The sequence below is a fragment of the Pseudomonas sp. Teo4 genome, assembly GCF_034387475.1.
Classification (GTDB): Bacteria; Pseudomonadota; Gammaproteobacteria; order Pseudomonadales; family Pseudomonadaceae; genus Aquipseudomonas.
This window is the reverse complement of sequence record NZ_JAXCIL010000001.1, coordinates 3129376-3154739: the sequence shown is the minus strand read 5'-3', so window position 1 is coordinate 3154739 and position 25364 is coordinate 3129376. Positions and strand designations below refer to the sequence as shown.

General features: G+C 62.6%; 29 protein-coding genes. 20 read left to right on the top strand and 9 right to left on the bottom strand.

The annotated features are described in order from the left end of the window. Positions 1–50: 50 nt before the first annotated feature. Positions 51–395 carry an EscU/YscU/HrcU family type III secretion system export apparatus switch protein gene (locus tag PspTeo4_RS14105; protein WP_322364420.1) on the bottom strand — a complete coding sequence of 115 codons (345 nt, stop codon included), beginning with the start codon at positions 393–395 and terminating at the stop codon, positions 51–53. Next, positions 392–1954, bottom strand: coding sequence for a flagellar hook-length control protein FliK (locus PspTeo4_RS14100; protein WP_322364419.1), 1563 nt, complete (start codon positions 1952–1954; stop codon positions 392–394). Before PspTeo4_RS14100 ends, PspTeo4_RS14105 begins: the two co-directional genes overlap by 4 nt. A gap of 249 nt (positions 1955–2203) precedes the next feature. Between PspTeo4_RS14100 and ccmA the strand changes: the two genes are divergently transcribed. The 18 genes from ccmA (at position 2204) to PspTeo4_RS14010 (ending at position 15375) form a co-directional block, all read left to right on the top strand. Next, the gene (gene ccmA, locus PspTeo4_RS14095; protein ID WP_322364417.1) at positions 2204–2836 is read left to right on the top strand and encodes a cytochrome c biogenesis heme-transporting ATPase CcmA; all 633 of its coding nucleotides are present in this window, start codon (positions 2204–2206) and stop codon (positions 2834–2836) included. After that, a complete protein-coding gene (gene ccmB, locus PspTeo4_RS14090) occupies positions 2824–3501 on the top strand; it encodes a heme exporter protein CcmB (protein ID WP_416196925.1) in 678 nt (225 codons plus the stop codon). The genes ccmA and ccmB overlap by 13 nt, the downstream gene beginning before the upstream one ends. Before the next feature lie 46 nt (positions 3502–3547). Next, positions 3548–4312: a heme ABC transporter permease gene (locus PspTeo4_RS14085; RefSeq protein ID WP_322364414.1), complete on the top strand. Its 765-nt coding sequence runs from the start codon at positions 3548–3550 to the stop codon at positions 4310–4312. Continuing rightward, on the top strand, positions 4312–4488 hold the full coding sequence (ccmD, locus tag PspTeo4_RS14080; protein WP_322364413.1) for a heme exporter protein CcmD: 177 nt from the start codon (positions 4312–4314) through the stop codon (positions 4486–4488). The genes PspTeo4_RS14085 and ccmD overlap by 1 nt, the downstream gene beginning before the upstream one ends. Beyond that, entirely contained in the window at positions 4485–4940 is a 456-nt protein-coding gene (ccmE, locus tag PspTeo4_RS14075) for a cytochrome c maturation protein CcmE (RefSeq protein ID WP_322364412.1), read from the top strand. The genes ccmD and ccmE overlap by 4 nt, the downstream gene beginning before the upstream one ends. Before the next feature lie 11 nt (positions 4941–4951). Next, positions 4952–6925: a heme lyase CcmF/NrfE family subunit gene (locus PspTeo4_RS14070; protein WP_322364865.1), complete on the top strand. Its 1974-nt coding sequence runs from the start codon at positions 4952–4954 to the stop codon at positions 6923–6925. After that, a complete protein-coding gene (locus PspTeo4_RS14065) occupies positions 6922–7458 on the top strand; it encodes a DsbE family thiol:disulfide interchange protein (RefSeq protein ID WP_322364411.1) in 537 nt (178 codons plus the stop codon). The genes PspTeo4_RS14070 and PspTeo4_RS14065 overlap by 4 nt, the downstream gene beginning before the upstream one ends. Further along, complete coding sequence (locus PspTeo4_RS14060) at positions 7455–7931, top strand: cytochrome c-type biogenesis protein (protein WP_322364410.1); 477 nt, start codon at positions 7455–7457, stop codon at positions 7929–7931. The genes PspTeo4_RS14065 and PspTeo4_RS14060 overlap by 4 nt, the downstream gene beginning before the upstream one ends. Continuing rightward, a complete protein-coding gene (gene ccmI / locus PspTeo4_RS14055) occupies positions 7924–9105 on the top strand; it encodes a c-type cytochrome biogenesis protein CcmI (RefSeq protein WP_322364409.1) in 1182 nt (393 codons plus the stop codon). Before PspTeo4_RS14060 ends, ccmI begins: the two co-directional genes overlap by 8 nt. 12 nt (positions 9106–9117) lie before the next feature. After that, positions 9118–9534, top strand: coding sequence for a hypothetical protein (locus PspTeo4_RS14050; protein ID WP_322364408.1), 417 nt, complete (start codon positions 9118–9120; stop codon positions 9532–9534). Between the two features lie 235 nt (positions 9535–9769). Then, positions 9770–10708 (top strand): 2-hydroxyacid dehydrogenase, encoded by a 939-nt coding sequence (locus PspTeo4_RS14045; protein ID WP_322364407.1) that lies wholly within the window; start codon positions 9770–9772, stop codon positions 10706–10708. Positions 10709–10759: 51 nt separating this feature from the next. Further along, the gene (locus tag PspTeo4_RS14040; protein ID WP_322364406.1) at positions 10760–11548 is read left to right on the top strand and encodes a PhzF family phenazine biosynthesis protein; all 789 of its coding nucleotides are present in this window, start codon (positions 10760–10762) and stop codon (positions 11546–11548) included. Between the two features lie 216 nt (positions 11549–11764). After that, positions 11765–12172, top strand: a complete 408-nt coding sequence (locus tag PspTeo4_RS14035; protein WP_322364405.1) for a GFA family protein — start codon at positions 11765–11767, stop codon at positions 12170–12172. Positions 12173–12266: 94 nt separating this feature from the next. After that, complete coding sequence (locus PspTeo4_RS14030) at positions 12267–13208, top strand: DMT family transporter (RefSeq protein ID WP_322364404.1); 942 nt, start codon at positions 12267–12269, stop codon at positions 13206–13208. 35 nt (positions 13209–13243) lie between these two features. Next, positions 13244–13582 carry an FKBP-type peptidyl-prolyl cis-trans isomerase gene (locus PspTeo4_RS14025; protein WP_322364403.1) on the top strand — a complete coding sequence of 113 codons (339 nt, stop codon included), beginning with the start codon at positions 13244–13246 and terminating at the stop codon, positions 13580–13582. Between the two features lie 118 nt (positions 13583–13700). Next, positions 13701–13889 (top strand): hypothetical protein, encoded by a 189-nt coding sequence (locus PspTeo4_RS14020; RefSeq protein ID WP_322364402.1) that lies wholly within the window; start codon positions 13701–13703, stop codon positions 13887–13889. A gap of 7 nt (positions 13890–13896) precedes the next feature. Next, on the top strand, positions 13897–14115 hold the full coding sequence (locus tag PspTeo4_RS14015; RefSeq protein ID WP_322364401.1) for a hypothetical protein: 219 nt from the start codon (positions 13897–13899) through the stop codon (positions 14113–14115). 66 nt (positions 14116–14181) lie between these two features. Continuing rightward, positions 14182–15375 (top strand): D-amino acid dehydrogenase, encoded by a 1194-nt coding sequence (locus PspTeo4_RS14010; protein WP_322364400.1) that lies wholly within the window; start codon positions 14182–14184, stop codon positions 15373–15375. A gap of 333 nt (positions 15376–15708) precedes the next feature. Here the strand turns inward: PspTeo4_RS14010 and PspTeo4_RS14005 are convergent, their stop codons facing one another. The 3 genes from PspTeo4_RS14005 to PspTeo4_RS13995 form a co-directional block, all read right to left on the bottom strand. Then, a complete protein-coding gene (locus PspTeo4_RS14005) occupies positions 15709–16437 on the bottom strand; it encodes an aspartate/glutamate racemase family protein (protein WP_322364399.1) in 729 nt (242 codons plus the stop codon). 16 nt (positions 16438–16453) lie between these two features. Continuing rightward, positions 16454–17986 (bottom strand): NCS1 family nucleobase:cation symporter-1, encoded by a 1533-nt coding sequence (locus PspTeo4_RS14000; RefSeq protein WP_322364398.1) that lies wholly within the window; start codon positions 17984–17986, stop codon positions 16454–16456. 468 nt (positions 17987–18454) lie between these two features. Next, a complete protein-coding gene (locus PspTeo4_RS13995) occupies positions 18455–18892 on the bottom strand; it encodes an Lrp/AsnC family transcriptional regulator (RefSeq protein WP_322364397.1) in 438 nt (145 codons plus the stop codon). Between the two features lie 133 nt (positions 18893–19025). Here PspTeo4_RS13995 and PspTeo4_RS13990 point away from each other — a divergent pair, with 133 nt between their 5' ends. Continuing rightward, complete coding sequence (locus tag PspTeo4_RS13990) at positions 19026–19925, top strand: DMT family transporter (protein ID WP_322364396.1); 900 nt, start codon at positions 19026–19028, stop codon at positions 19923–19925. 56 nt (positions 19926–19981) lie between these two features. Beyond that, positions 19982–20908 carry a class I SAM-dependent methyltransferase gene (locus PspTeo4_RS13985; protein ID WP_322364395.1) on the top strand — a complete coding sequence of 309 codons (927 nt, stop codon included), beginning with the start codon at positions 19982–19984 and terminating at the stop codon, positions 20906–20908. Between the two features lie 20 nt (positions 20909–20928). Here PspTeo4_RS13985 and PspTeo4_RS13980 read toward each other — a convergent pair whose 3' ends face one another. The 4 genes from PspTeo4_RS13980 to PspTeo4_RS13965 form a co-directional block, all read right to left on the bottom strand. Continuing rightward, entirely contained in the window at positions 20929–22125 is a 1197-nt protein-coding gene (locus PspTeo4_RS13980; RefSeq protein WP_322364394.1) for an alginate lyase family protein, read from the bottom strand. 104 nt (positions 22126–22229) lie between these two features. After that, on the bottom strand, positions 22230–23228 hold the full coding sequence (locus tag PspTeo4_RS13975) for a sulfate ABC transporter substrate-binding protein (RefSeq protein WP_322364393.1): 999 nt from the start codon (positions 23226–23228) through the stop codon (positions 22230–22232). Between the two features lie 295 nt (positions 23229–23523). Next, the gene (locus tag PspTeo4_RS13970) at positions 23524–24345 is read right to left on the bottom strand and encodes an ion transporter (RefSeq protein WP_322364392.1); all 822 of its coding nucleotides are present in this window, start codon (positions 24343–24345) and stop codon (positions 23524–23526) included. Between the two features lie 44 nt (positions 24346–24389). After that, a complete protein-coding gene (locus tag PspTeo4_RS13965) occupies positions 24390–25265 on the bottom strand; it encodes an urea transporter (RefSeq protein WP_322364391.1) in 876 nt (291 codons plus the stop codon). Between the last annotated feature and the right edge of the window lie 99 nt (positions 25266–25364).

The window sequence follows — 25364 nt, the reverse complement described above, 5'->3', positions numbered from 1 at the left end:
CGATCAGGCGTGGGGCGAAGTGGTAGATAGTGCTTGGTGACTCAGGGCAGCTAACGTCCGCCACTGCCCTCTGGCAGGGCAAGCAACGACGGTGTGATGTCGCGTTCCGTGGTTGTGTCGTCGTTGAAACCCACCGGCACCTTGCCGCGTAACTGCCAGGCAAAGGCGATGATTTCGGCGATGGTCAGGTACAGGGCTTCGGGAATCTGCTCGCCCAGTTCCAGGCGTGCCAACAGGCGCACCAACTCGGCGTTTTCGTAGATTGGTACTTCGTGCTCGCGGGCAATGGCCAGGATGGCCTCGGCCAGCTCGTCATCGCCCTTGGCGCTGAGGGTGGGGGCCTGTTGGCCGTCGTAGCTCAGGGCAATGGCCTGGCGCGGTTGCTTGTGGGTCATGCGGTTTCGTCCACCCAGCGTTGTTCCAGTCGCGTTCTTGGGCCTTGCGGCGGTATGCCAGGGTGGCACTCCAGGTCGCCGACATCCAGGCCACGGGCCAGCAAGCGCTCGCGCAGATCACCCAGCTGGCGCTCGATCAGTTGCGCCGTCTGCTCGCGCTCGGCCCACAGCTGCCCAGACAATCGGCCTTGGCTCAGCTGCGCCTGAACCTGCAAGGGCCCCAGCGGGGCGAGGTCGAACGCCAGTTCTATGCGCCACAGCGCCTCCAGCGGTTCTGCCGCGTGACGTTGCCGGTCGGCGTGCTGCTCGGGCGTCTCTTCGCGCTGCAGCTTGACCTGCAGGGGGACGAACTCCTGGCCGTGGCGCACGGGGATTTCGGTCTGCCAGGTGGTCTGAAGGTTGCCGGTTTCAGTGGCGCCGGTCTGTTGCAGGCTACTCAGCGCGTGGCTTTGCAAGCGCGAAACAGCGGCCGCTGCAAGGCGTAGCAGTTGTTGCAGGTCGCCCTCGCTCTCCATGGCCTGCAACAGCCGCGAAGGCAGCGGAAACGCCCCGGGTTGCTGCCGAGGGCTGACGCGATCGAGCATGCCCAGTGCGCTGCGGGCGAACACTGGCAATGCCTGGGCCAGGGTCGCTGCCGAGGGTACGAACGCAGCGGCAGTGGGCGCGTTCGTCGAGGCTTGGGCGACCAGACGGACCAGTTGCGCCTTCAGGTCGGTGGCGACGCTACCGGGCGCGCCGCCGAGCAGCTTCGCTTCGAGAAAACCACCACTGTTGTTCAGGGCCTGGGCCAGTGTCTTGGCATCGCCAAGCTGACGGGCATCGGGCAAGCTCGACAGCACGCGCTCGGCGGTGGCGCGCAATTCACTGTTGCTGTTCGGGTCGCGGCTGATTTGTTGCAAGGTGCTGAGCAGGCTCGGGAGCGAGGCCTGGCGGTTTTGCTGGGTCAGCAGCAGTTGGGCGATGTTCAGTTGATCCTGACGGCCGCTCAGGGGGACGAAGCGCAGTGACTGATCACCTTCCACCCGTGCCGTGAGCAGGCTGCCCACCGGCAGCGGTCGCGGGCTGTCGATGGTCAGCGTGGCGCCGGCTTGAGCGCTGTTGAGCAGGCTGACCAGAGACCGGAAGCTGGGGGGCAGGCCGGGGGTTGGAGGCAGGGGCTGGTTGGTCAGAACTTTGCCCTGCAACACAGTGCCCACCGGTACTTTACTGGTGTCGAGTTGTGTGAGGGTGGCGACGTTGCTGGCAGTGCTCTGCTGGACCATGACTGCCAGGCGGTTGCTCTCGGGCTGGCTGACGGTGATCTGGCTGCCCTGCGGCCATGGCTGGCTGGCACTGGCCTGAAGCTGTGTCTGGTTGCCGTTGGCTTGCACGACCCGCAGCAACAGCTGGATGTCCTGGCCCACCTGGCGTAGCGATAACACCTCGGCCTGCGCGGTCTCGCCTGGCTTGAGCAGCCCGGGCTGGGCTTCGGTCAGGCGCAACAGCTCGCTGGTCATCGCCGCCTTGATCGCCTGAGGGCTGACCGCGGTTTGTGTGCCGAGACTATTGATTTCAGTCATGATTGTATACAACCTGTCGAACCCGCCCTCTTGGCAGGCGAGCGTCGCATGTAATAATGCCGTTCGTCCGCCACTGCCAGTATAACGGCAGCGAGCGGGGCGACTTGAGACTCAGGGTTCAGGATCATTGGCGTCTTCTTCGCGGGTAAACCCGCTCCCACAGGGTTCAGCACAGGCTCTTGTGGGGGCGGGTTTACCCGTGAAACAGGCAACGTAGATCATGAGCCCGACACTGGATAAGGCGAACCCGTGACCCTTCACCTCCAAGCCGTGGGCCTGGCCTGCGAGCGCGACTGGCGCCTGCTGTTCGAGCATCTGCATTTCGAACTGCGTCCTGGCGACATGCTGCAGATCAGCGGCCCCAACGGCAGCGGCAAGACCAGCCTGCTGCGGCTGCTGGCCGGGCTGATGCAGCCGACTGCCGGGCAGATCCTGCTGGGCGGCCAGCCATTGGCCGAGCAGCGCCATGCCTTGGCCAGCATTCTGCTATGGATCGGCCATGCCGCTGGCATCAAGGACCTGCTGACGGCCGAGGAAAACCTCACCTGGTTATGCGCCCTGCACCAACCGGCCACCGAAGAAGCGATCTGGAAGGCGCTGGAGGCGGTCGGCCTGCGCGGTTTCGAAGATGTGCCCTGTCATACCCTTTCCGCAGGGCAACAGCGTCGTGTGGCCCTGGCTCGCCTGTACCTCGACAGCCCGCCGTTGTGGATTCTCGACGAACCCTTCACCGCCCTCGACAAGCAGGGCGTGGCGCAACTGGAAGCGCACTTGGCGGCGCACTGCGAGCAGGGTGGCACGGTGGTGCTGACCACTCACCACACACTCGAACGCAAGCCCTCTGGCTACCGTGAACTGAACCTGGGGCAATGGGCGGCATGAGCGTATTCATCCTGTTGTTGCGCCGTGAAGCGCGTCTGTTGTTCCGCCGTCCGGCCGAGCTGGCCAACCCGCTGGTGTTCTTCGCCATCGTCGTGGCGCTGTTCCCGTTGGCGGTCGGCCCCGAAACCCAATTGTTGCAAACCTTGTCGCCTGGGCTGGTCTGGGTGGCGGCTTTGCTGGCCGTGTTGTTGTCGCTGGATGGCCTGTTTCGCAGCGATTTCGAGGATGGCTCGCTTGAGCAGTGGGTGTTGTCACCGCACCCGCTGGCCTTGCTGGTACTGGCCAAGGTGCTGGCGCACTGGATATTTTCCGGGCTGGCGCTGGTATTGTTGGCGCCACTGTTGGCGCTGATGCTGGGCTTGCCGAGCCACTGCCTGCCGGTGCTGCTGGGTTCACTGTTGCTGGGCACGCCAGTGTTGAGCTTGCTGGGCGCCGTGGGGGCTGCGCTGACGGTCGGCCTCAAGCGCGGTGGTTTGCTGCTGGCGTTGCTGATTCTTCCGTTGTATATCCCTGTATTGATCCTGGGCAGTGGTGCGTTGCAAGCGGCGTTGCAGAATATGCCGGCAACCGGCCATCTGCTCTGGCTTGCCAGCCTGACTGCCCTGGCTGTGACATTGGCACCCTTTGCGATCGCCGCCGGCCTGAAGATCAGCGTTGGCGAATAACGAGTCCCGGGCTTCCAAGCCCGGCAAACACCCTGGATGTACCCTGATGAAAATAAGCTGGACGTGGTTCCACAAGCTGGGCTCTCCCAAATGGTTCTATGCCATCAGCGGCCGAATGCTGCCGTGGCTGACCGTCTCCGCCATCGTTCTGCTGGTGACCGGTGTGATCTGGGGGCTGGCCTTCGCCCCGCAGGATTACCAGCAAGGCAACAGTTTCCGCATCATCTATATCCATGTGCCGGCGGCCATGCTGGCCCAGTCCTGCTACGTGCTGTTGGCGGTGGCCGGGGTGGTGGGGCTGGTGTGGAAGATGAAACTGGCCGATGTCGCGCTGCAATGCGCGGCCCCCATCGGCGCCTGGATGACCGCCGTGGCGTTGGTCACCGGTGCGATCTGGGGCAAGCCGACCTGGGGCAGCTGGTGGGTCTGGGATGCGCGCCTCACGTCGATGCTCATCCTGCTGTTCCTGTATTTCGGCATCATCGCCCTGGGCCAGGCGATCAGCAACCGTGACAGCGCGGCCAAGGCCTGCGCGGTGCTGGCCATCGTCGGGGTGGTGAACATTCCTATCATCAAGTACTCGGTGGAGTGGTGGAACACCCTGCACCAGGGCGCCACCTTCACCCTCACCGAAAAGCCGGCCATGCCTGCCGAAATGTGGTTGCCGCTGCTGCTCACGGCGCTGGGTTTCTACTGCTTCTTCGGTGCCGTGCTGCTGCTGCGCATGCGCCTTGAGGTGCTCAAACGCGAGGCACGGGCCAGTTGGGTTCGGGAGGAAGTGTTGAGCAGCCTGGGTCGGAGGGCCGCGTGATGAGCTTTTCTTCATTCGGCGATTTCCTCGCCATGGGCCACCATGCCCTGTACGTCTGGTCGGCCTACGGCATCTGCTTGGCGGTGTTGGCGGTTAATGTCGCCGCGCCGCTGCTGGCCCGTCGTCGCTACCTGCAAGAAGAGGCGCGCCGTCTGCGCCGGGAGAACAACCAGTGAATCCGCAGCGCAAGAAACGCCTGTTGCTCATCCTCGGCCTGCTGGTCGGTGTCGGCGTTGCCGTCGGCTTTGCCTTGAGCGCCCTGCAACAGAACATCAACCTGTTCTATACCCCGACCCAGATCGCCAATGGCGAGGCACCGCTGGACACCCGTATCCGTGCTGGCGGCATGGTCGAAAAAGGCTCTGTGCAGCGCTCGTCCGACTCGCTGGACGTGCGCTTCGTGGTCACCGACTTCAACAAGTCGGTGCCGATCACCTACCGTGGCATCCTGCCTGACTTGTTCCGTGAAGGGCAGGGCATCGTTGCCCTGGGCAAGCTCAATGCCGAAGGTGTGGTGGTGGCCGACGAGGTACTGGCCAAGCACGATGAAAAATACATGCCGCCTGAGGTCACCAAGGCCCTGAAAGAAAGCGGCCAGGCCGCGACGGGCGCGGAGACCAAGCCATGAACGCGGCGTTGGTGATCCCCGAGCTGGGCCAATTGTCGATGATCCTGGCGATCTGCTTTGCCGCCGTGCAAGCCAGTGTGCCGCTGCTGGGTGCCTGGCGTGGTGACAGCCTGTGGATGAGCCTGGCGCGTCCGGCTGCCTGGGGGCAGTTCGCCTTCCTGGCGTTCGCCTTCGCCTGCCTCACCCACGCCTTCCTGACCGATAATTTCTCGGTCGCCTATGTGGCCAGCAACTCCAACAGCGCCTTGCCCTGGTACTACAAGTTCAGCGCGGTATGGGGTGCCCACGAAGGCTCGTTGTTGCTCTGGGCCCTGATTCTCGGTGGCTGGACCTTCGCCGTTTCGGTGTTCTCGCGCCAGTTGCCGCAGGTGATGCTGGCCCGTGTGCTGGCGGTAATGGGCATGATCAGCGTCGGCTTCCTGTCGTTCCTGATCATCACCTCCAACCCGTTCCAGCGCCTGCTGCCGCAGGTGCCGACCGATGGTCGCGACCTCAACCCGCTGCTGCAGGACTTCGGCCTGATCGTGCACCCGCCGATGCTGTACATGGGCTACGTGGGCTTTTCGGTGGCCTTCGCCTTCGCCATTGCCGCCTTGCTGGGTGGGCGTCTCGATGCTGCCTGGGCACGCTGGTCGCGGCCGTGGACCATCGTTGCCTGGGCGTTTCTCGGCGTCGGCATCACCCTGGGTTCGTGGTGGGCGTACTACGAGTTGGGTTGGGGCGGCTGGTGGTTCTGGGACCCGGTGGAGAACGCTTCGTTCATGCCTTGGCTGGTGGGCACGGCGCTGATCCATTCGCTGGCGGTGACGGAAAAGCGCGGTGTATTCAAGAGCTGGACGGTACTGCTGGCCATCGCCGCGTTTTCGCTGAGCCTGCTGGGGACCTTCCTGGTCCGTTCCGGGGTGCTGACGTCGGTGCATGCTTTCGCCTCCGACCCGGCCCGAGGCGTGTTCATCCTGATTTTCCTGCTGTTCGTGGTCGGCGGTTCGCTGACCCTGTTCGCCCTGCGTGCGCCCGTGGTGAAAAGCCAGGTCGGCTTTGCCCTGTGGTCGCGCGAGACATTGCTGCTGGCCAACAACCTGATCCTGGTAGTGGCGGCCTCGATGATTCTGCTGGGTACCTTGTACCCCCTGGTACTGGACGCCCTGACCGGCGCCAAGCTTTCGGTCGGCCCACCGTACTTCGACGCCTTGTTCTTGCCGCTGATGGCCTTGCTGATGGTGGTGCTCGCCGTTGGCGTGGTGGTGCGCTGGAAGGACACCCCCGGCAAATGGCTGGCCAGCATGATGACCCCGGTGCTGATCGGCAGCGCGGTGCTGGCTCCGGTTGCAGGCTTTATCGTCGACGACTTCGACTGGCCGACCTTGAGCGCCTTCGCCCTGGCCGCCTGGGTGGTGTTGGGCGGGCTGCGCGATATCTTCGACAAGACCCGTCACAAAGGCCTGGCCAAGGGCACGCGCGGCCTGAGCCGCAGCTACTGGGGCATGCAGCTGGCGCACTTGGGCCTGGCGGTGTGCGCCCTGGGCGTGGTGCTGTCGAGCAACAACAGCGCCGAGCGTGACCTGCGCATGGCGCCGGGTGAGAGTGTCGAGCTGGGCGGTTATCACTTCCTGTTCCAGGGCGCCAAGCACTTCGAAGGCCCTAACTTCATCTCTGACAAAGGCACGGTGGTGGTCTCCCGCGAGGGTCGCGAAATCACCACGCTGCACCCGGAAAAACGCCTGTACACCGTGCAGCAGTCGATGATGACCGAGGCCGGTATCGATGCCGGCTTCACCCGTGACCTCTACGTTGCCCTGGGCGAGCCGCTGGAGAACGGTGCCTGGGCCGTGCGCGTGCACATCAAGCCTTATGTCCGCTGGATCTGGCTGGGCGGTCTGCTGACCGGCCTGGGTGGATTGCTGGCGGCCCTCGACCGACGCTACCGCGTCAAGGTCAAGACCCGGGTGCGTGATGTCCTGGGCGTGTCTGGAGCAGCTGCATGAAGCGTTGGATCATGGTTGTGCCACTGGCGGTGTTCCTGCTGGTGGCGGTGTTTCTCTACAAGGGACTGTTCCTCAAGCCCGACGAGCTGCCCTCGGCAATGATCGGCAAGCCGTTCCCGGCGTTTTCCCTGGCCTCGGTGCAGGGCGATCGCAACCTTACCCAGGCCGACCTGGTTGGCCGCCCGGCGTTGGTCAACGTATGGGCGACCTGGTGCCCGTCGTGCAAGGTCGAACACCCGTACCTGAACCAGCTGGCCCAGCAGGGCGTGGTGATTTACGGGGTGAACTACAAGGATGACAACGCTGCCGCAATGAAGTGGCTGGCGGAGTTCCATAACCCGTACCAGCTGGATATCCGTGACGAGCAAGGCTCACTGGGCCTGGACCTGGGGGTGTACGGCGCGCCGGAGACCTTCCTGATCGATGCCAAAGGCGTCATCCGCTACAAGCACGTCGGTGTCGTCGACGCGACGGTCTGGCGTGAACAGCTGGCGCCGCTGTACCAAGGGTTGGTCGATGAGGCCAAGCCATGAGGCGCTGGTTGGCAGCGGCCGTGCTGGGCATGAGCCTGGCCGGCGTGGCCAAGGCGGCCATCGACACCTACCAGTTCCGCGATGAGGCAGAGCGTGAGCGTTACCAGCAGTTGACCAAGGAACTGCGCTGCCCCAAATGCCAGAACCAGGACATCGCCGATTCCAATGCGCCGATTGCCGCCGACCTGCGCCGCGAGATCTTCCGCATGCTAGGTGAAGGCAAGAGCAACCAGCAGATCATCGACTTCATGGTCGACCGCTATGGTGATTTCGTACGCTACAAGCCGGCGCTCAGCGGGCGCACCTGGCTGCTGTGGTTCGGCCCTGGGATTCTGCTGGCCGGTGGCTTCGTGGTACTGGCGGTGATCGTCCGTCGGCGCCGTGGTCCTGCCGCCGCTGGCACCAAGGCACTGTCCGTCGAAGAACGCGAGCGTCTCGCCAAACTGCTGGAAAAAGAACAGACCCATGACTGAATTCTGGCTTAGTGCGGGCCTGCTGCTGCTCGCCGCCCTCGGCTTTTTGCTGATTCCGATCCTGCGTGGCCGCCGTCGTCAGCAGGAAGAAGACCGTACCGCATTGAACGTGGCTCTGTACCAGGAGCGGGTCGCCGAACTGGCCGCCCAGCAGGCGGCCGGCGTGCTCGATGAGGCGCAATTTGCAACTGGGCGTGACGAAGCGGCCCGTGAGCTGCTGGCCGACACCGAAGGGGGCGAGGCGCCGCGTCAAGGCCATCTGGGCAAGGCCCTGCCGTTACTGGCAGCGGTGCTGGTGCCGGTGATGGCCTTGGGGTTGTACCTGCACTTCGGCGCAGCGGACAAGGTCGAGCTGACCCAGGAGTTCGCCGAGGCGCCCAAGACCATGGAAGAAATGACCACGCGCCTGGAACGTGCCGTCCAGGCACAGCCAGACTCTGCCGAAGGCCTGTACTTCCTGGGCCGCGCCTACATGGCCGAGCAGCGCCCGGCCGATGCGGCGCGCACCTTCGAACGTGCCGTGGCCCTGGCCGGGCGCCAGCCCGAGCTGCTTGGGCAGTGGGCTCAGGCGCTGTACTTTGCCGCCGACAAGAAGTGGAGCCCACAACTGCAGGCGCTCACCGACGAGGCACTGCAAGCTGACCCGAAAGAAGTGACCAGCCTGGGCCTGCGTGGCATTGCCGCATTCGAGGGCGAGCGGTACCAGGAAGCTATCGACTACTGGCAGCGCCTGCTGGCTCTGCTGCCGGAGGGCGATGCCTCACGCGCGGCCTTGCAGGGCGGCATCGACCGCGCCGCCGAGCGGCTCGGTGGCAAGCCGGCCGCGCCGGTGGCTGCGCGGCTGAAAGTGCGAGTGGAACTGGCTGCCGCGCTCAAGGACAAGGTCAAGCCCGATGACACGGTGTTCATCTTTGCCCGTGCCCTCAATGGCCCGCCGATGCCGCTGGCGGCCAAGCGGGTGACGGTTGCCCAGCTGCCGATCGAGGTGGAGCTGTCCGACGCCGATGCGATGATGCCGCAGATGAAACTGTCGGACTTCGCTGAAGTCAAACTGGTTGCCCGTGTTTCACGCGCCGGTCAACCGACCCGCGGCGAGTGGATCGGCCAGGGCGCACCCCTGGCCAAAGGCACCCAGGCCACCCAGCACCTGATCATCGACAGCCCCGATTTGTAAGAGAACAACGCCATGCACAGCACCGTCCGCCTGACCCTGATTACCCTCGCCCTGGGTTTGTCTGCGTGTACGGTGCACGAGCCGTACGAGCAGCCCGAGCCGCCGGTTGCACCGCCGCCGCATCAGGGCCCCGCGGTCAAGCCGCTGCCGGGTAGCCGGCCATCCACCCAGCCGAGCAAGCCGGCGGCGACACCCAAGCCCATGCCGCGCACCTCCGCCAGCTTCGCACCACCCCCTGGCGGTGCCAGCCATTGGGACCCGAAACTGGGTGTGTATGTGCTGGAGAAGAAGCCCAATACCTTCTATCGCCAACGCACCTACTACCGCTGGGATGGCGGCTGGAGCTGGTCGCTGAGCCCGGATGGCCCGTGGCAGGAAACCGATAGCAGTGGTGTGCCCGGAGGGCTTGGGCGAGCATTCGCCCAATAAGATAGGTCACCCGGCATCATGCCTTGCGCTGCCTGTACCGGCCTCATCGCCGGCAAGCCGGCTCCCACAGGTACTGCAATGATCTTGAGAACGTCGCGGTCCATGTAGGAGCCGGCTTGCCGGCGATGAGGCCGGTACAGGCAACCGATACAGTACAGTTCAGTGCTGTTTTTTTGATTGACTGTACTGCCTGGTAACTCCGCATAATGCCCCTTCGAATTGACCCGGAGGCGGTATGAGCAAAACAGTTCTGGTACTGGTGGAAACCGTCGACGATTACCTGCCCTTGCTCGAAAAGGCCGGCTATCGCCTGATCCGCGCCCCTTCACCAAAACTGCGTGCCGATGCCATCACCCGCCATGCCCATGAGATTGACGCAGTGCTCACCCGCGGTCCGCTTGGCCTGACCGCCGCCGAGATTGACACGCTGCAGAAACTGCAGATCATTTGCGTGATCGGTGCCGGCTACGAGCAGGTCGACCTGGCGGCCGCCGCCGCACGTGGGATCACCGTCACCAATGGTGCCGGCGCCAATGCCGCCGCTGTCGCTGACCACACCCTCGCCTTGATGCTGGCGCTGCTGCGCGATATCCCGCGTGCAGACGCCAGTACCCGTCGGGGCGAATGGAAGCGGGTGATCAGCCCGTCGGTCAGCGGCAAGCGCCTGGGCATCCTCGGCCTTGGCGCGGTGGGGCAAGCCATTGCCAAGCGCGCAAACCTGGGCTTTGACATGAACATCAGCTACCACAGCCGCACCCCACGTGCGGATGTGCCCTACACCTGGTACGACAGCCCGCGGCACCTGGCCGACGCCGTGGACATCCTGGTGGTCGCCACGCCCGGTGGCGCCAATACCAGGCACCTGGTCGATGCGCAGGTGCTCGAAGCGTTGGGGGGCGAGGGCTACCTGGTGAATATCGCCCGTGCCAGCGTGGTGGATACCCAGGCCTTGGTCGCGGCGCTCGAGCGCAAGCAGATCGCCGGTGCCGCACTGGACGTGTTCGACGATGAACCGGCAGTGCCCGATGCGCTCAAGGCGCTCGGCAACACGGTGCTCACCCCCCATGTGGCCGGCCAGTCGCCGGAAGCCGCGCGGGACACCGTGACTCTGGTGCTGCGCAACCTGCAGGCGTTCTTCGCCGGCGAGCCAGTGCTCACACCAGTACGCCCGTAACCTTCGCTTTCGATTCCGCCCGGTGCTGTCCGGGCCTCAAGGAGTGTTTGCATGCAACTCGAGATCTTCCAGGTCGATGCCTTCTCCGCTGAGCCGTTCGGGGGTAACCCGGCGGCGGTGATCCCGCTTGAAAGCTGGCTGCCGGACGATGTGCTCCAACGCATTGCCGAAGAGAACAACCTTTCGGAAACCGCGTACTTCGTGCGCAATGGCGAAGCCTACGACCTGCGTTGGTTCACCCCGACGGTCGAAGTCGACCTGTGTGGTCATGCCACCCTGGCCTCGGCCTATGTGCTGTTCGAGCAGCTGGGCGAGACGGCGCAAGTATTGCGCTTCAATACCCGCAGCGGCGAACTGCGGGTCAGCCGTGGCGCCGATGGCTTGCTGGCGATGGACTTCCCGGCCAAGCAGCCAGTTGCCGTGGATATTCCCGAGGGCCTGTTGGAGGCGCTGGGCCTTGGCGACGCGCGTCAGCTGTACCGCAGCGACGACTTCGTGCTGATGATCGATGATGCTTCATTGCTCGATTCGCTCAAGCCGGACTTCGTTGCACTGTCGGCCTTCGATGTGCGCGGCATCGCCGTGACCGCTCCGGGCCGTGGTTACGACTTCGTCACCCGTTGGTTCGGCCCGCGGGTCGGGGTCAACGAAGACCCGGTTACCGGTTCTGCCCATACCTCGCTGGCGCCGCTGTGGGCCGAGCGTCTGGGCAAGGCCAGCCTGAGCTGTGAGCAGGGCGGGGCCCGCAAGGGGCAGCTGTTCTGTGAAGTACCGGGCAACGGCCGGGTGATTATCAGCGGTCGGGCGGCGCTCTACCTGCGGGGTAGCGTGTTCATCTGATTGGGAAGACTTATCGCTCCTGCAGGCACAACTTCATCTTGTGGGAGTAGCAGTCTTGTGTTGCCTTTACTGGCCTCATCGCCGGCAAGCCGGCTCCCACATGGACCGCACAGATCTTGAGATCACTGCCGTCCCTGTGGGAGCCGGCTTGCCGGCGATGAGGCCGGTGCAGGCATCTATACTTGCCAGCCCGTACCCCATCCCAAGGACCCGCCCATGGCCCTCGAAAAACAAGGCACTTGCCTGTGCGGTGCCACCCGCCTCAGCGTCACGGTCGACAACACCCATATCAGCGCCTGCCACTGCAGCATGTGCCGCAAGTGGACCGGTGGGCCGCTGTTGGTGGTGCACTGCAGCCAGCCGCCGAAAATCGAAGGGCGTGCCCCCAGCGTCTATGACTCTTCCGACTGGGCCCAGCGCGGCTTCTGCGGCCAGTGCGGTACGCACTTGTACTACCGGCTCAAGGCCAACGATTTCTATGCCGTGCCGGTCGGTCTGCTCGATGGTGATGAGGCCTGGGACTTCGACCTGCAGATTTTCGTCGAGCAGAAACCGGCCTGGTACTGCTTCGCCAACCAGACCAAGGAACTGACCGGCGAGCAGGCCTTCGAGCAGCTCGGCTGAGCATTCCTCCAGGGAATGCCAGCATGAGCAATGATCCTTTGCCTGAAACCCTGGCCGGCGGTAGCCTGCGTCATCTTCGAAGGGGAGCTGTCAGGTGAAACGCGGTGTGATGTATGCCGGCATGGCTGGCGCGTTGTGGGGCATGGTGCTCATGGTTCCGGAGCTGCTGCCGGAGTTCAACCCGATACTATTGAGCAGTGTGCGCTATGTGATGGTCGGGGTGATCTCGCTGTTGCTGGCGTTGCCCATGGCCCGCCAATTGCGCCAGTTGACCCTGAGCGACGGCTGGATGCTGCTGCGCCTGGCGGTGATTGGCAACCTGTTGTATTTCATTTGCCTGGTGGCTGCCATCCAGCGCCTGGGTGTGGCGCCAGCCTCGCTGATCGTGGGGGTGCTGCCATTGACCATCACCCTGTGCGGTCGCCATGACAGCGGTGCGGTGCCGCTAACCAGGTTGATCGGTCCGCTGGTGCTGATCCTGGCCGGCATTTTGTGCATCAACCTGGAAACGTTCGTGTTTGTCCCGGGTGATATCGGTGACAAGCTGATGGGCCTGGGTTTCGCCCTTGCCGCACTGGCCTGCTGGACCTGGTACGCGGTGCAGAACAGTCGCTTTCTCAAGCAGTGCGCCCATTTCGACAGCCATCAGTGGTCGGTGCTGTGCGGGGTGATGACGGGGTTGGCCAGCCTGTTCATGGTTGCTGCCCTGGCCCTGTGGCAACCGCAGCAACTGCAGGTGGAGGCACCAATGTCCCGCTGGTGGCTGTTCTGGGCCGCTAGTCTGGGCTGCGCAGTGCTCGGTTCGTGGTTGGCCATGGCGCTGTGGAATGCGGCTTCCAAACGCCTGCCGCTAACCCTGAGTGGCCAGCTGATCGTATTCGAAACCCTGTTCGCGCTGTTGTATGCCTTCCTTTGGCGGCAGAGCGGGCCAAGCCTGCTGGAGGGGGCCGCGATTGTCCTGGTGGTTGGCGGGGTGCTGTGGTCCATGCGTCAGCACGAGGTGCCACGCGCGCTTGCCAAACCGGTGCATTCCTGAGAAAAGGGCGGCTTTGATTTCCGTTGGAGCATGCCATGAGCAGCGAATTGCAGATCATCGACCTTGAGCAAGGCGACGGCAGAGCCGTGGTCAAGGGCGCGTTGATCACCACCCAATACACCGGCTGGCTGGCCGACGGCAGCGAGTTCGACTCGTCGTGGTCGCGCGGCAAGCCGTTCCAGTGCGTCATCGGTACCGGCCGAGTGATCAAGGGCTGGGACCAGGGCCTTATGGGCATGCGCGTTGGCGGCAAGCGCAAACTGCAAGTGCCGGCCCACCTGGGCTATGGCGAGCGTAGCGTTGGCTCGATTCCGCCCAATTCGGACCTTACCTTCGAGATCGAACTGCTGGAAGTACTGACGCGGGATGATTGAGTAGGCTCTGTCCTACACAAGAAGCGGAAACGGAATACGCATGCGGTTGGCCTGTATCCGATTGAGCCGCTGCCATTCGAAGGCTACGATTCCAGCTGTCTTGTCGAAGGAGGGCGACATGTCCATAAGACCGCATTTTTCCGCACGAGTCGTTCGTGAAGCGAACGCCATGCTTGTTGCTTGCGGAGGGCAGCGGGAAATTTCGCTGCCGCGCGAACTGGAAGGCGTGGTTACCAGTACCCGAAAGACTCGCTCCGAAATCAAGGCCGCCTTCGAGGCTGCGTACTCCCGATTGCGCAGGGAGTGACAGTCGAATGGCCAAGGCCAGCAATGAAATCAGAAATGCAAAACCGGGATTCTGGTTGGGCGTGATTCAGAGTTTGGTGGGGTCAGTGCTTTTCGTTTTTTTGTTAGGCTTTCTTGTCTTTTTCACCTGGAGCCTGAATCAAGGGCCGAAACAGGTCATCGAGCAGGTCTTCGATGTGACGATTAACGACGCTGTATCAGCGCCGGACTCGATCGTGCAGCCCTGAGCAACTTCCGCCCGTAGCTGATCCGCTGTTACTGTCTGGTCGTGGAGGCCATGACAGGGATGAAGTATGAGCCAACGGGTAACGATAATCGGCGGCGGGGTGATCGGCCTGGCGACGGCCTACGCGCTGGTGCGCGAGGGCTTGTCGGTCGACCTTGTCGAGGCGCGTGACAGCCTGGCCAGCGCCACCAGTTTTGCCAATGGCGGGCAGCTTTCCTATCGCTATGTCGCGCCACTGGCCGATGCGGGTGTGCCCTGGCAGGCACTGGGCTGGTTGCTTCAGGGTGAGTCGCCTTTACGCCTGCGCTTGCGGCTGGACCCGGCTCAATGGCGCTGGCTGGTGGCGTTCATGATGGCCTGTCGGCGTTCGGTGAACCGGCGAAATACTGAAGTGTTGCTGGAACTGGCCCTGCACAGCCAGGCGACGCTCGAACGTTGGCGCGAGGACGATGGGCTGGGAAATTTCGCCTGGCGGCGTAATGGCAAACTGGTCGCTTTTCGTAGCGAGCATGCTTTTGCCCGTGGGCGTGAGCATCTACTCGACCCGGTGAGCCAGCAGGTGCTGGGGGCAACAGATATTCAGGCACTGGAGCCGTCACTGGTCGGCACGCCCTTTATCGGTGGTGTGTATACGAAAGATGAGGAAGTTGCCGATTGTCATCGTTTTTGCCAGCAACTGGCCGAGCGCCTGCGTGCCTCGGGGCGGTGTCGGTTTTTACTGGGCCGGCCGGTTACGCGGTTGATCAGGCGCAACGATGAGGTGACCGGGTTGCTACTGGGCCATGAGCAACTGGATGTGGAGCAGCTGGTGTTATGTGCCGGGCATCGAAGCCCGGGCTTGGCATTGCCGGGGTTGAAACTGCCGATCTACCCATTGAAGGGTTACAGCCTGACAGCGCCCATTGCATCGAACCACCGGGCGCCGGAGGTGAGTATCACCGACTACGAGCGCAAGATCGTCTACGCACGGCTGGGTGAGCAACTGCGGGTCGCGGCGATGGTGGATATCGTCGGTTTCGACGAAACGGTGGATGCGCGCAGGTATCAGAGCATGCTTCGGTTGGCTCGAAATACGTTACCTGAGGCGGCGGACTATGGGCGGGCGGTGGAGTGGGCGGGGATGCGACCGGCGACGCCTACGGGGGTACCGATCCTCGGGGCAACGCGTTATCGCAACCTGTGGTTGAACCTGGGGCATGGGGCCTTGGGCTTTACCTTGGCCTGCGGTAGCGGGGAGCGGTTGGCGCGGTTGATGTGCTGACGTCACCGGCCCCTACAGAAATTGAGTTTTAGGAGCAACTGTCTTGCTCAATTTCTAAAAGCTGGCGCGATCCCTGTGGGAGCAACTGTCTTGTGTTGCCTTACCGGCCTCATCGACGGCAAGCCGGCTCCTACAGGTACAGCGGTGATCTCAAGGTTGACGAGGTCCAAGTGGGAGCCGGCTTGCCGGCGATCACCGGCGAAGCCGGTGCCATGCACCTCGTTGCCTGCATCGCCGGCAAGCCGGCCACAGGTACAGCGTCGCACCTGAGGCCAGCGCAACACAGGTACAAGCCGGCTTGTCGTGGCGATGGGAGTTACGGGCCCGGATCTGTCAGCGCCCGAACCGCATCGGCCAACCCACCACCTTCTTCGCACGCGGTGTGGCGTAGGTTCGCACCTTGGACGTGCTGAGCCCCATCCGCACCAGCGATTCGGCAATGGTCACCGCCGCGCTCACACCGTCCACCACCGGCACCCCGGTACGCTGGCGGATTTGTTCGTCGAGCCCGGCCATCCCGCCGCAGCCCAGGCAGATTACTTCGGCCTTGTCCTCGCGCACGGCGCGTTCGGCCTGGTCGACGATGGCTTCCACCGCACGCTGTGGGTCGGCTTCCAGTTCCAGCACCGCCAGGCCGCTGGCGCGCACCGATGCGCAGCGATCGTACAGACCGGAAAGCTTCAAGCGGTCTTCGATCAGTGGCACGGTGCGGTCCAGGGTGGTGACCACCGAATAGGCATGGCCCAGGTACATCGCGGTGCTGGCGGCGGCGTCGGTGATGTCCACCACCGGCACGTTCAGCAGCTCCTGCAGGCCTTCACGGCCATGCTCGCCGTAACCGGCCTGAATCACCGCATCGTAGGGGCCCTCGTAAGCCAGCACGCGGTCCATTACGGCAATGGCGGCCAGGTAGCTTTCGAAATTGCCCTCCACCGACTCGGCGCCGAACCACGGGGTGAGGCCGACGATTTCGGTACCGGGCGAGGCCATGCTGCGGGCTTGTTCGGCGATGGCCTCGGTGATGGCTTCGGTAGTGTTTACGTTGGCAATCAGAATTCGCATGGTTAATCCTCCTTGATCAGTGGCTGCTGTGGTCGACGGCGATGCACTCACCGCTGACATCGTGGTATTGGCCATTGCGCGGCGCGATCAGCAGATAGAGCGCGGCGGCGATACCGGCACCGATCAGCCAGGAGAACGGCGCTATGCCATGGAAGTTGGGCACCAGGGCCAGGACGATGGCCAGCAACGCCGCCGGTGCGAACGCGGCTACGGCGCGCAGGTTGATGCCTTTGCTGTAGTGGTAGGCGGCAGTCGGGTTCTCGCTGTACAGCTCCGGTACGTTGATGCGGCCTTTGCGCAGCAACCAGTAGTCGGCCATGATCACGCCGTACAGCGGGCCGAGCAGGGCGCCGAGGCCAGACAGGAAGTACACGATCACCAGCGGGCTGTTGTACAGGTTCCACGGCAGGATCAGCACCGCCAGGGTGGCACTGATCAGCCCTGCGCGGCGGAAGTTCAGGTGGCGCGGTGCCAGGTTGCTGAGCACGAACGCCGGGGCGACGAAGTTGGCCATGATGTTCACCGCCACGGTGACGATCAGGAACGCCAGGCAACCGAGTACCAGGAACGGGGTGCTGGGAATGCTGGCGACGATCTGCGTGGGGCTGTCGATGATCTGGCCGTTGATCTGGAACTGCGCACCGCACAGCACCACGGTGATGGCGGCGAACACCAGGATGTTCACCGGCAGGCCCCAGAAATTGCCGACGCGGATCGTCTTGCGGCATGGCGAAGAGCGGGCGAAATCGCAGAAGTTCAGCACCAGGGTGCCGTAGATCGCCAGCCACAGGGCACCGCCGGCGAAGATGTTGCGCCACATCTCATAGCCGGACAGCGGTTCGGCCACCGACCAGGCAATGCGTGCGTCGGCCTTGAAGTACATGAACACCGCCAGGCTGGCCACGGTGAGCAGGATCACCGGGCCGGCGAAGGCCTCGTAGCGGCGCACCATCTCCATGCCGTAGGCGAGGATCACCAGTTGTACCAGCCAGATCGCCACGAAGCACACCCAGCCCAAGCTCGACAGACCGAGGATGCTGTCGTGGTCGTAGGTGGCCACTTGCGGCCATACCGCCGTGAGCAGCACGCGCAGCACCACCGATGCCAGGTAGGTCTGGATGCCGAACCAGGCGATGGCGATGACTGCGCGTATCAGCGCCGGAATCTGCGCGCCATGGATGCCGAATGCAATGCGGCTGATGACCGGGAAGGGGACCCCGGTCTTCTGCCCCATGTAGCCGGAGAGGTTCATGAAGAAGTACACCAGCGCTGCGCCGATCGCCAGTGACAACAGAATCTGCCAGCCACCCAGGCCGAGGGCGAACAAGCCCATGGCGAAGGAATAGTTGGCAATGTTGTGCACATCGTTTGTCCACAACGCGAAGATACTGTAACCACCCCAGCGCCGACCTTCGATTCGGGTCGGGGCCAGGTCGCGGTTATGCAGGCGTGGGCTCAGTTCGATGGCCGGCGCGGTACCGGCAAGGGTGGAAGAGGGGTTGGCGCTGGCAACGGATAGTTCAGGGGCAAGGTCGAGGCTGGTACTCATTCCGGCAGGCTCCTGATGCGCGCGAACTGCGATGAGCGGGCATGCGCACGGGCTCGCCATCTCGTCGGTGCAGCGTTGGCATCACTGGGTTCTGGGCGCGGCGTCCGGTTTTGGACCGGCGTCGCGGGCTTTTGTGTATTTATGTTTTGTTTGGTTTGTATACAAAACACGAACACACAAAAGCGAGTTCCATGCCAGGTAAAGCGCAGCGTAGTGCAGGATGCTTTTTGGAATAGACTTAGTTGGAATGTAACTTCATGAAATTAAACTGTTATAACTTGACCATTTGAACAGGTTTAAATTTTTGGAACTCATTTAGTTGATTTTCAGGTCAAATTTAGTTGGCGACGCTGTGTAACGTATTGGGGCGTTACTTAAGAAAGTGCACACAAAAATGGCACCTAAGGTTACATTCTTGTGTACAAAAAATAGTCAGGATTTTTTGTGGGCTGGCTGGTGTTCGCGGGCTCAATCCATCGGCGGCAACCGGCGTTTCACCGGGCTTTTCTTGATGATCGCGGTATTGGTCTCGGCCAGTACGTTGATGCGGTCGAGCAAGGTGTCGAGCTGCTCCATCGAGCGCACGTGCAGCCGGGCGATGAAGCAGTCCTCGCCGGTGACCTTGTCGCATTCGGTGAACTCGGGAATTGCGATGATCTGTCGCTCTACCTCCTGCAACTGCCCCGGTAGCGGCCGAATACGCACGATGGCCTGCAACTGGTAGCCGAAGCTTCGCGGGTCGACATCCACGGTGTAACCGCGCAACACGCCGCGTTCTTCGAGGCGCCGCAGGCGCTCACTGACGCTGGGGGCGGACAGGCCGCTGATCTGCGCCAGTGCCTTGAGCGAGCGGCGTGAGTCCTCCATCAAGGCATTGATCAGCAGTTGGTCGATGGCATCGGTCATGTTCGCCTCGTTAGGTTGTTATGGTTGTTTGCCTTGATAGTAAAGGTAGGCCGCTGTTTTTACCTTTGATATCCGCTGGAAGGTCGATGGGCACCCTCTGCATACTGTTGCCATCGTCTACAGGAGGTGTGAGATGGACAGTTCACTGCGCCGTGGTTCGCTGGAAATGCTCGCTGCCATGCTGATCTCGGGGACCATTGGCTGGTTCGTACTGGTGTCCGGGCAACCTGTGTTGGAGGTGGTGTTCTGGCGCTGCGTGTTCGGCACCGGCACCTTGCTGTTGATTTGCGCTGCATTCGGCTTCCTCAAACCCGGTGTCATCAGCCGGACCGCGTTCCTGCTGGCGATTGCCAGTGGTGTGGCCATTGTTGGCAACTGGGTGTTGTTGTTCGCATCCTATTCCCGGGCCTCCATCGCCATCGGCACGGCGGTGTACAACGTGCAGCCGTTCATGCTGGTGGGGCTGGCGGCGCTGTTTCTCGGTGAAAAAATCACCTTGCCCAAGGTGACCTGGCTGAGCGTGGCGTTCCTGGGCATGTTGGCCATCGTCAGTGCACATGGTGCAGGGCAGGCCAGTGGTAGTGATTACCTGCTGGGCATCGCCCTGGCATTGGGCGCCGCATTCCTTTATGCCATCGCCGCGTTGATCATCAAACGCCTGAGTGGAACGCCGCCACACCTGATCGCCCTGATCCAGGTGGCCACCGGGGTGTTGCTGCTGGCGCCCTGGGTGCAGTTGGGCGGTTTGCCAGATGGACCCTCGGCGCTGGGTAGCCTGGTGACGCTGGGTGTCATTCACACGGGGGTGATGTATGTGCTGCTGTACAGCGCAATCCAGCGTCTGCCGACGGCGTTGACCGGGGCGCTGTCGTTCGTCTATCCGATTGCGGCGATTCTGGTTGATTGGATGGCCTTCGGGCATCGTCTCGCGCCGCTGCAATGGTTGGGCGTGGCGCTGATTTTGCTGGCGGCGGCAGGCATGCAGCAGGGCTGGTGGTGGCGCCGGAAACCGGCGTTGGTCAAAGAAGTGTGAGGCCACACAGTGGCCTCTTCAGCGTACAATGCCTCCCTTTTATCCTCGAACCCGCCATGACCTCGCCGATCCACACCCTCGAACAGCATCTGCTCACTGCCTTGGACCCCGCCCCTCAGGAAACCCGCCGCCTGTTCCATGGCCGTGGTCGCTGCTGGCCAGGCCTGGAGCAGATCACGGTCGACTGGCTGCAAGGCGTGTTGTCGGTGGCGCTGTTTCGCGAACCGCCCGAGGGCCAGCTCGCCGAACTGGAGGCCATGCTCAAAGCACTTGCCGAGCGCCCGCAATGGACGGGCCAGGCCATGCTCATTCAACACCGCTACCTGCCGGACAGCCCTGGGCAGTGGCTGGTGGGCGAACCTTGCCAGCAGCGTGAGGTGATCGAGGATGGCTTGACCTACCTGCTCGACCTGGGTGTACGGCAGAACAATGGCCTGTTCCTCGACATGCGCTACGGCCGTCGCTGGGTGCGTGAGCAGTCGGCCGGCAAGCGGGTGCTGAACCTGTTTGCCTACACCTGTGGTTTTTCGGTGGCGGCCATTGCTGGCGGCGCGGAGCAGGTGGTGAACCTGGACATGGCCAAGTCGGCGTTGTCCCGTGGCCGCGACAACCACCGCCTCAATGGGCATGACGCGTCGCGCGTCGCCTACTTGGGGCATGAGCTGTTCAAGTCGTGGGGCAAGGTGCGCAAGTACGGGCCTTACGACCTGATCATCATTGATCCACCGACTTTCCAGAGGGGCAGTTTCGTGCTGACCCAGGATTACGCGAAGATCCTGCGGCGTTTGCCGGAGCTGTTGACCGAGGGTGGGACGGTGCTGGCCTGTGTGAACGACCCAGGTATCGGGCCGGAGTTTCTCATTCAGGGGATGGCGGAGCAGGCGCCAGGGTTGGCTTTCGTGGAGCGGTTGGAAAACCCGCCGGAGTTTCCGGATGTGGACCCGGCGGGTGGGTTGAAGGCACTGGTGTTCCAGCAGAAGTGACTGGATCACGGGCAGCCGCGTTAGTTACCCCGTTGCCTGGTTCCTGTCAGGCCGTGTGTCAGTGTTTCCCAGCGAAGATGAAAACCTCCCGGCATGGGGCGCGACTTGGCCAGGAAGGTCTGGGTTTCGGGCATACGGATACCCCGGCGTAGTGCGTAGTGGTTGTAGGCGATTTCAAAGGTGCCGTTGATCGTTGCTTTGAGGGGTGCACTGCAGAGCTGACGGGTGAGGTTCCCGTTCTGATGGCTGCTGTGCAATTCGAGGGCGCGAATGATTCGGTACTGCTGTTCGGCGTACAGGTCGATGCCTTGCAGTCGGGCTGTTTCTGCGACATTGACGATGGCTGCCAGGCCCATCGCGGTGTGCGCTAGGTCGCGACAGGTTTCTTGGCTCAGGCCCGTGACGAAGGCTTTGGGTGAATGCCAATGTGCAGCGATCCGGCTGTCGGAACGTGTGCACCATGTGGCATCGACGGGCCGCCAGCCATCTGTCGGGAGGTAGATGTAGGCAGGCACGAGGCTTCTCCAGCGCTGGATAGCGTCCTCCATCCATTGCCTGTTATCGGTGACGATACCGATGCTCATCAGCGCCTCGATGCCTGAGGCGTGCCAGTTCTTGTTGTGGCACGTTGACCCAGCTCCTGGGGTGAACATCCGCAGGATATTGGGGCGATACTGAGTGACCAGCATCTGGGCCACTTTGTCCTGTTCTGCTTTTGGCCATTGTGCGTAACTGTATTTGGTGATTTCCAGCGCTCGGGAAAACTGCGTGGCCGACCAGGCTGCCTGTAGCGGGCCGTTGCTGTTGGTGTGGCCACCGGCCAGCGTGTTAGCCCAGGCATTGAGAATGCGTCGAACATTTTCTGCGTACACTGTTTCGCCGGTATATGACCAGAGCAATGCCTGCGTGTAGGCGGCTGCGGCATCGTTGGTTTCGTCGGAGCAGCCATAGTTGGGCTTGGAGTAGGAACCGCACTCGACCGTGTGCCAAGGTTTGGGTTGATAGGCTTTGTTGGCCCAGACACTGTCCTTGGCCTGTTGAAACGCTTGTTGCCAGGGCTGCTGATGCAAACGGGCTTTGACGTATTGCAATTGCGCGCGGTCTACGAGAATTCCCGGGTGCACCAAATTTGCTGCGGCTGTTTGCCAGGCGCAGCTGGTAAGGACGAGCAAGGCCGCTTTGGCGGGGAGGGAGGTAAAGCGGTTCGTGCGGTACATATCCATGGCTCCTGAAATGACAGGAGCCATGGTGGGCAGTGGCTGACGCTCATTTAACCGGGAAGCGTGTGCCAATGATCATGGTTGCGGTGGCGTACAGAGATTCACTGGCCGCTGTAGATCTGGTCGAACACGCCACCGTCATTGAAGTGAGTCTTTTGCACGGTACGCCAGTCGCCAAAGGTCTTCTCCACCGAGAGGAAGTCGACTTTCGGGAAACGGTCGGTGTACTTGGCCAGCACGGCTGGGTCACGTGGACGCAGGTAGTTCTGTGCAGCAATTTCCTGAGCCGCTGGCGACCACAGGTACTTGAGGTATTCCTCGGCGGCCGCCTGGGTACCTTTTTTCGCCACCACCTTGTCGACCACGCTGACAGGTGGCTCGGCTTCGGCTGACACGCTTGGGTAAACCACTTCGAACTGGTCGCGGCCGAACTCGCGGGCGATCATCTCGGCTTCGTTCTCGAAGGTCACCAGCACGTCGCCAATCTGGTTGGTCATGAAGGTGGTGGTGGCGGCGCGTCCACCGGTGTCGAGCACGGGTGCCTGCTTGAACAGCTTGCCGACGAAATCGCGGGCCTTGGCTTCATCACCGCCTTGTTTGAGCACATAACCCCACGCTGACAGGTAGGTGTAGCGGCCGTTACCCGAGGTCTTGGGGTTGGGCACGATCACCTGCACGCCGTCCTTGAGCAAGTCTGGCCAGTCTTTCAGGGCCTTCGGGTTGCCCTTGCGCACGATGAACACGGTGGCCGAGGTGAACGGCGCGCTGTTGTTCGGCAGGCGGGTCACCCAGTTGTCCGGTACCAGTTTGCCGTTGTCGGCCAGGGCGTTGATGTCGGTGGCCATGTTCATGGTGATGACATCGGCTGGCAGGCCATCGATCACGGCACGCGCCTGCTTGCTGGAGCCGCCGAACGACATTTGTACATTGACCTTTTCTTTGTGCTCGGCTTCCCAGTGCTTCTGGAACGCTGGGTTGTAGTCCTTGTAGAAGTCGCGCATCACGTCGTAGGAAACGTTGAGCAGGGTGGGGGCGGCTTGGGCGAGGTTGCCGAGGGCCAGGCCTGCGGCGAGCAGCGAGGCGCTGAAGAGTTTCTTCACGATGCTTCCTTGTTCTTGAAAGTTTGCGGGCAGTTTGCCAGCGACTATAGCGGCTGGCATTGAGCGGGTTAAAGAACAAAAAACACTTTGGTTATGCCGTTGGCCATGCGCGCCCTATCGCCGGCAAGCCGGCTCCCACATGGACCGCGACGTTCTCAAGATCATTGCAGTACCTGTAGGAGCCGGCTTGCCGGCGATGGCGCCGGTACAGGCAACTCAAGACAGTTGCTTCCACAGGCCTGTGGTGAAACCTGTGGGAGCCGGCTTGCCGGCGATAGGGCCAGTACTGACACCACTATTGTTTGGGAAACAACACATTCCCACACCTGGAGCAGAACGCCGCCCCATGCTCATGGCTTTTCTTGCTGCAGGTCGGGCAGTCGTGCTGCAACTGCTCCCCGCGCATGGCATTGGCCAGCTCGGCAGTGAAAATCCCGGTTGGCACGGCGATGATCGAGTAACCGGTAATCATCACCAGCGACGACAGCACCTGGCCCAGCGGGGTTTTCGGCACGATATCGCCGAAGCCCACGGTGGTCAGGGTAACGATGGCCCAGTAGATGCCCTTGGGAATGCTGGTGAAGCCATGCTCCGGGCCTTCGATCACGTACATCAAGGTGCCGAACACCGTAACCAGGGTCGACACGCTGACCAGAAACACGATGATCTTCTGCTTGCTGCCGCGCAGCGCCTCCATCAGGTAATGGGCCTGCTTCAGGTAGGGGCTGAGCTTGAGCACGCGGAATATCCGCAGCATCCGGATCACCCGGATGATCAGCAGGTACTGCGCATCGCTGTAGTACAGCGCGATGATCCCCGGCACGATCGCCAGCAGGTCGACCAGGCCGTAGAAGCTGAAGGCGTAGCGCATGGGCTTGGGCGAGCAGTACAGGCGGGTGATGTACTCGGCCAGGAAGATCGCCGTGAAGCCCCATTCGATGATGGCGAGCAGGCCGGCGTAGCCTTGGTGCACCTCGTCGATGCTGTCGAGGATTACCGTGACCAGGCTGGCGAGGATGATCAGCAGGAGGATCTTGTCGAAGCGTCTTCCAGCCTTGGTGTCGGTCTGGAAGACGATGATGTAGAGCTGCTCGCGCAAGCTCGAAGGGGTAGTCATGGGCTCATTCCGCTGTGCAATGGATTGAGCCTAGGGGGTGCGTTTCAGCTGTGCAAGCGACGCACGTGGTGGTGTGGGTTGCGTTGTGTCAGGTGGTTGCCCAAGTGCATCAACCAGCACGCGACGACAAAGGGGGCAGTGAGGCCTGCAATCGGCAGTAGGTTGAACAGTGGCTGCAGCAGCAGGGCAAGGGCAATGGCCAGTAGCGTAACCCAGGGCTTTTCACCCTGACGACTGAACGCCAGCGCAGCCAACGCCGCATTGAAGCCATACAACCCCATCCACGCAGCCTGTGCCTCACCGGCCAGCAACGCCACACCACCTCCGATCACTGAGCCGATCACCGCCCAGGTGGCGGCATAGGGGTTGGCGACGTACATACCGATGACAATCAGCAGCCCGGCCAAGGGTTTGTCCAACAGGAAGATCTGGCCCACACCCCGCAGCAGAGCAAAGACCGGGTCGGCTTCGACAAAGCCATTGGCTGACGGCTCTGCTACCAGCAGAGTGGCCCAGCCAAGCAGCACGAAGGGCGCCGTATAGGCGATCAACAACTTGCCACCACGCTTGCGCCACTGGTGGGTGATGATGCTGGAAAGCCCACCCGCCGCGATGATCAGCGGTGGCATGATTGCCGACCAGGGCAATACGACGCTGATCAGAATGCCGATCAGCACGCCGTTGTAGCAGTACAGCCCGGCCTGGCGGTCCGCCCGCTCATAGCCGCGCCGCTGCGCGGTCAACAGGCCGGCGAGGGCACCGAGCAGGGCGCCGCCGACCAGGTTGGGGGCGGTGAGCAGGATGGCCAGCAGGCAGCAAAGGCCGCACAGGGGGTTGCGCAGCAGCAGCACTTGGCTGAAACCGTTGAGTAACGCCGTGGCCCAGTCGGGGCACGGGTTGACGAAATTTTTGGTGTACATGGGCAGTCAGTGAGGTTGATGGGGGAGCGGTGGGCCTCTTTTGGGCCTCGGTTTTCCGCAGTTCTGTTACATCAGTGAATGGGGGAGGGCGTTGCCCTC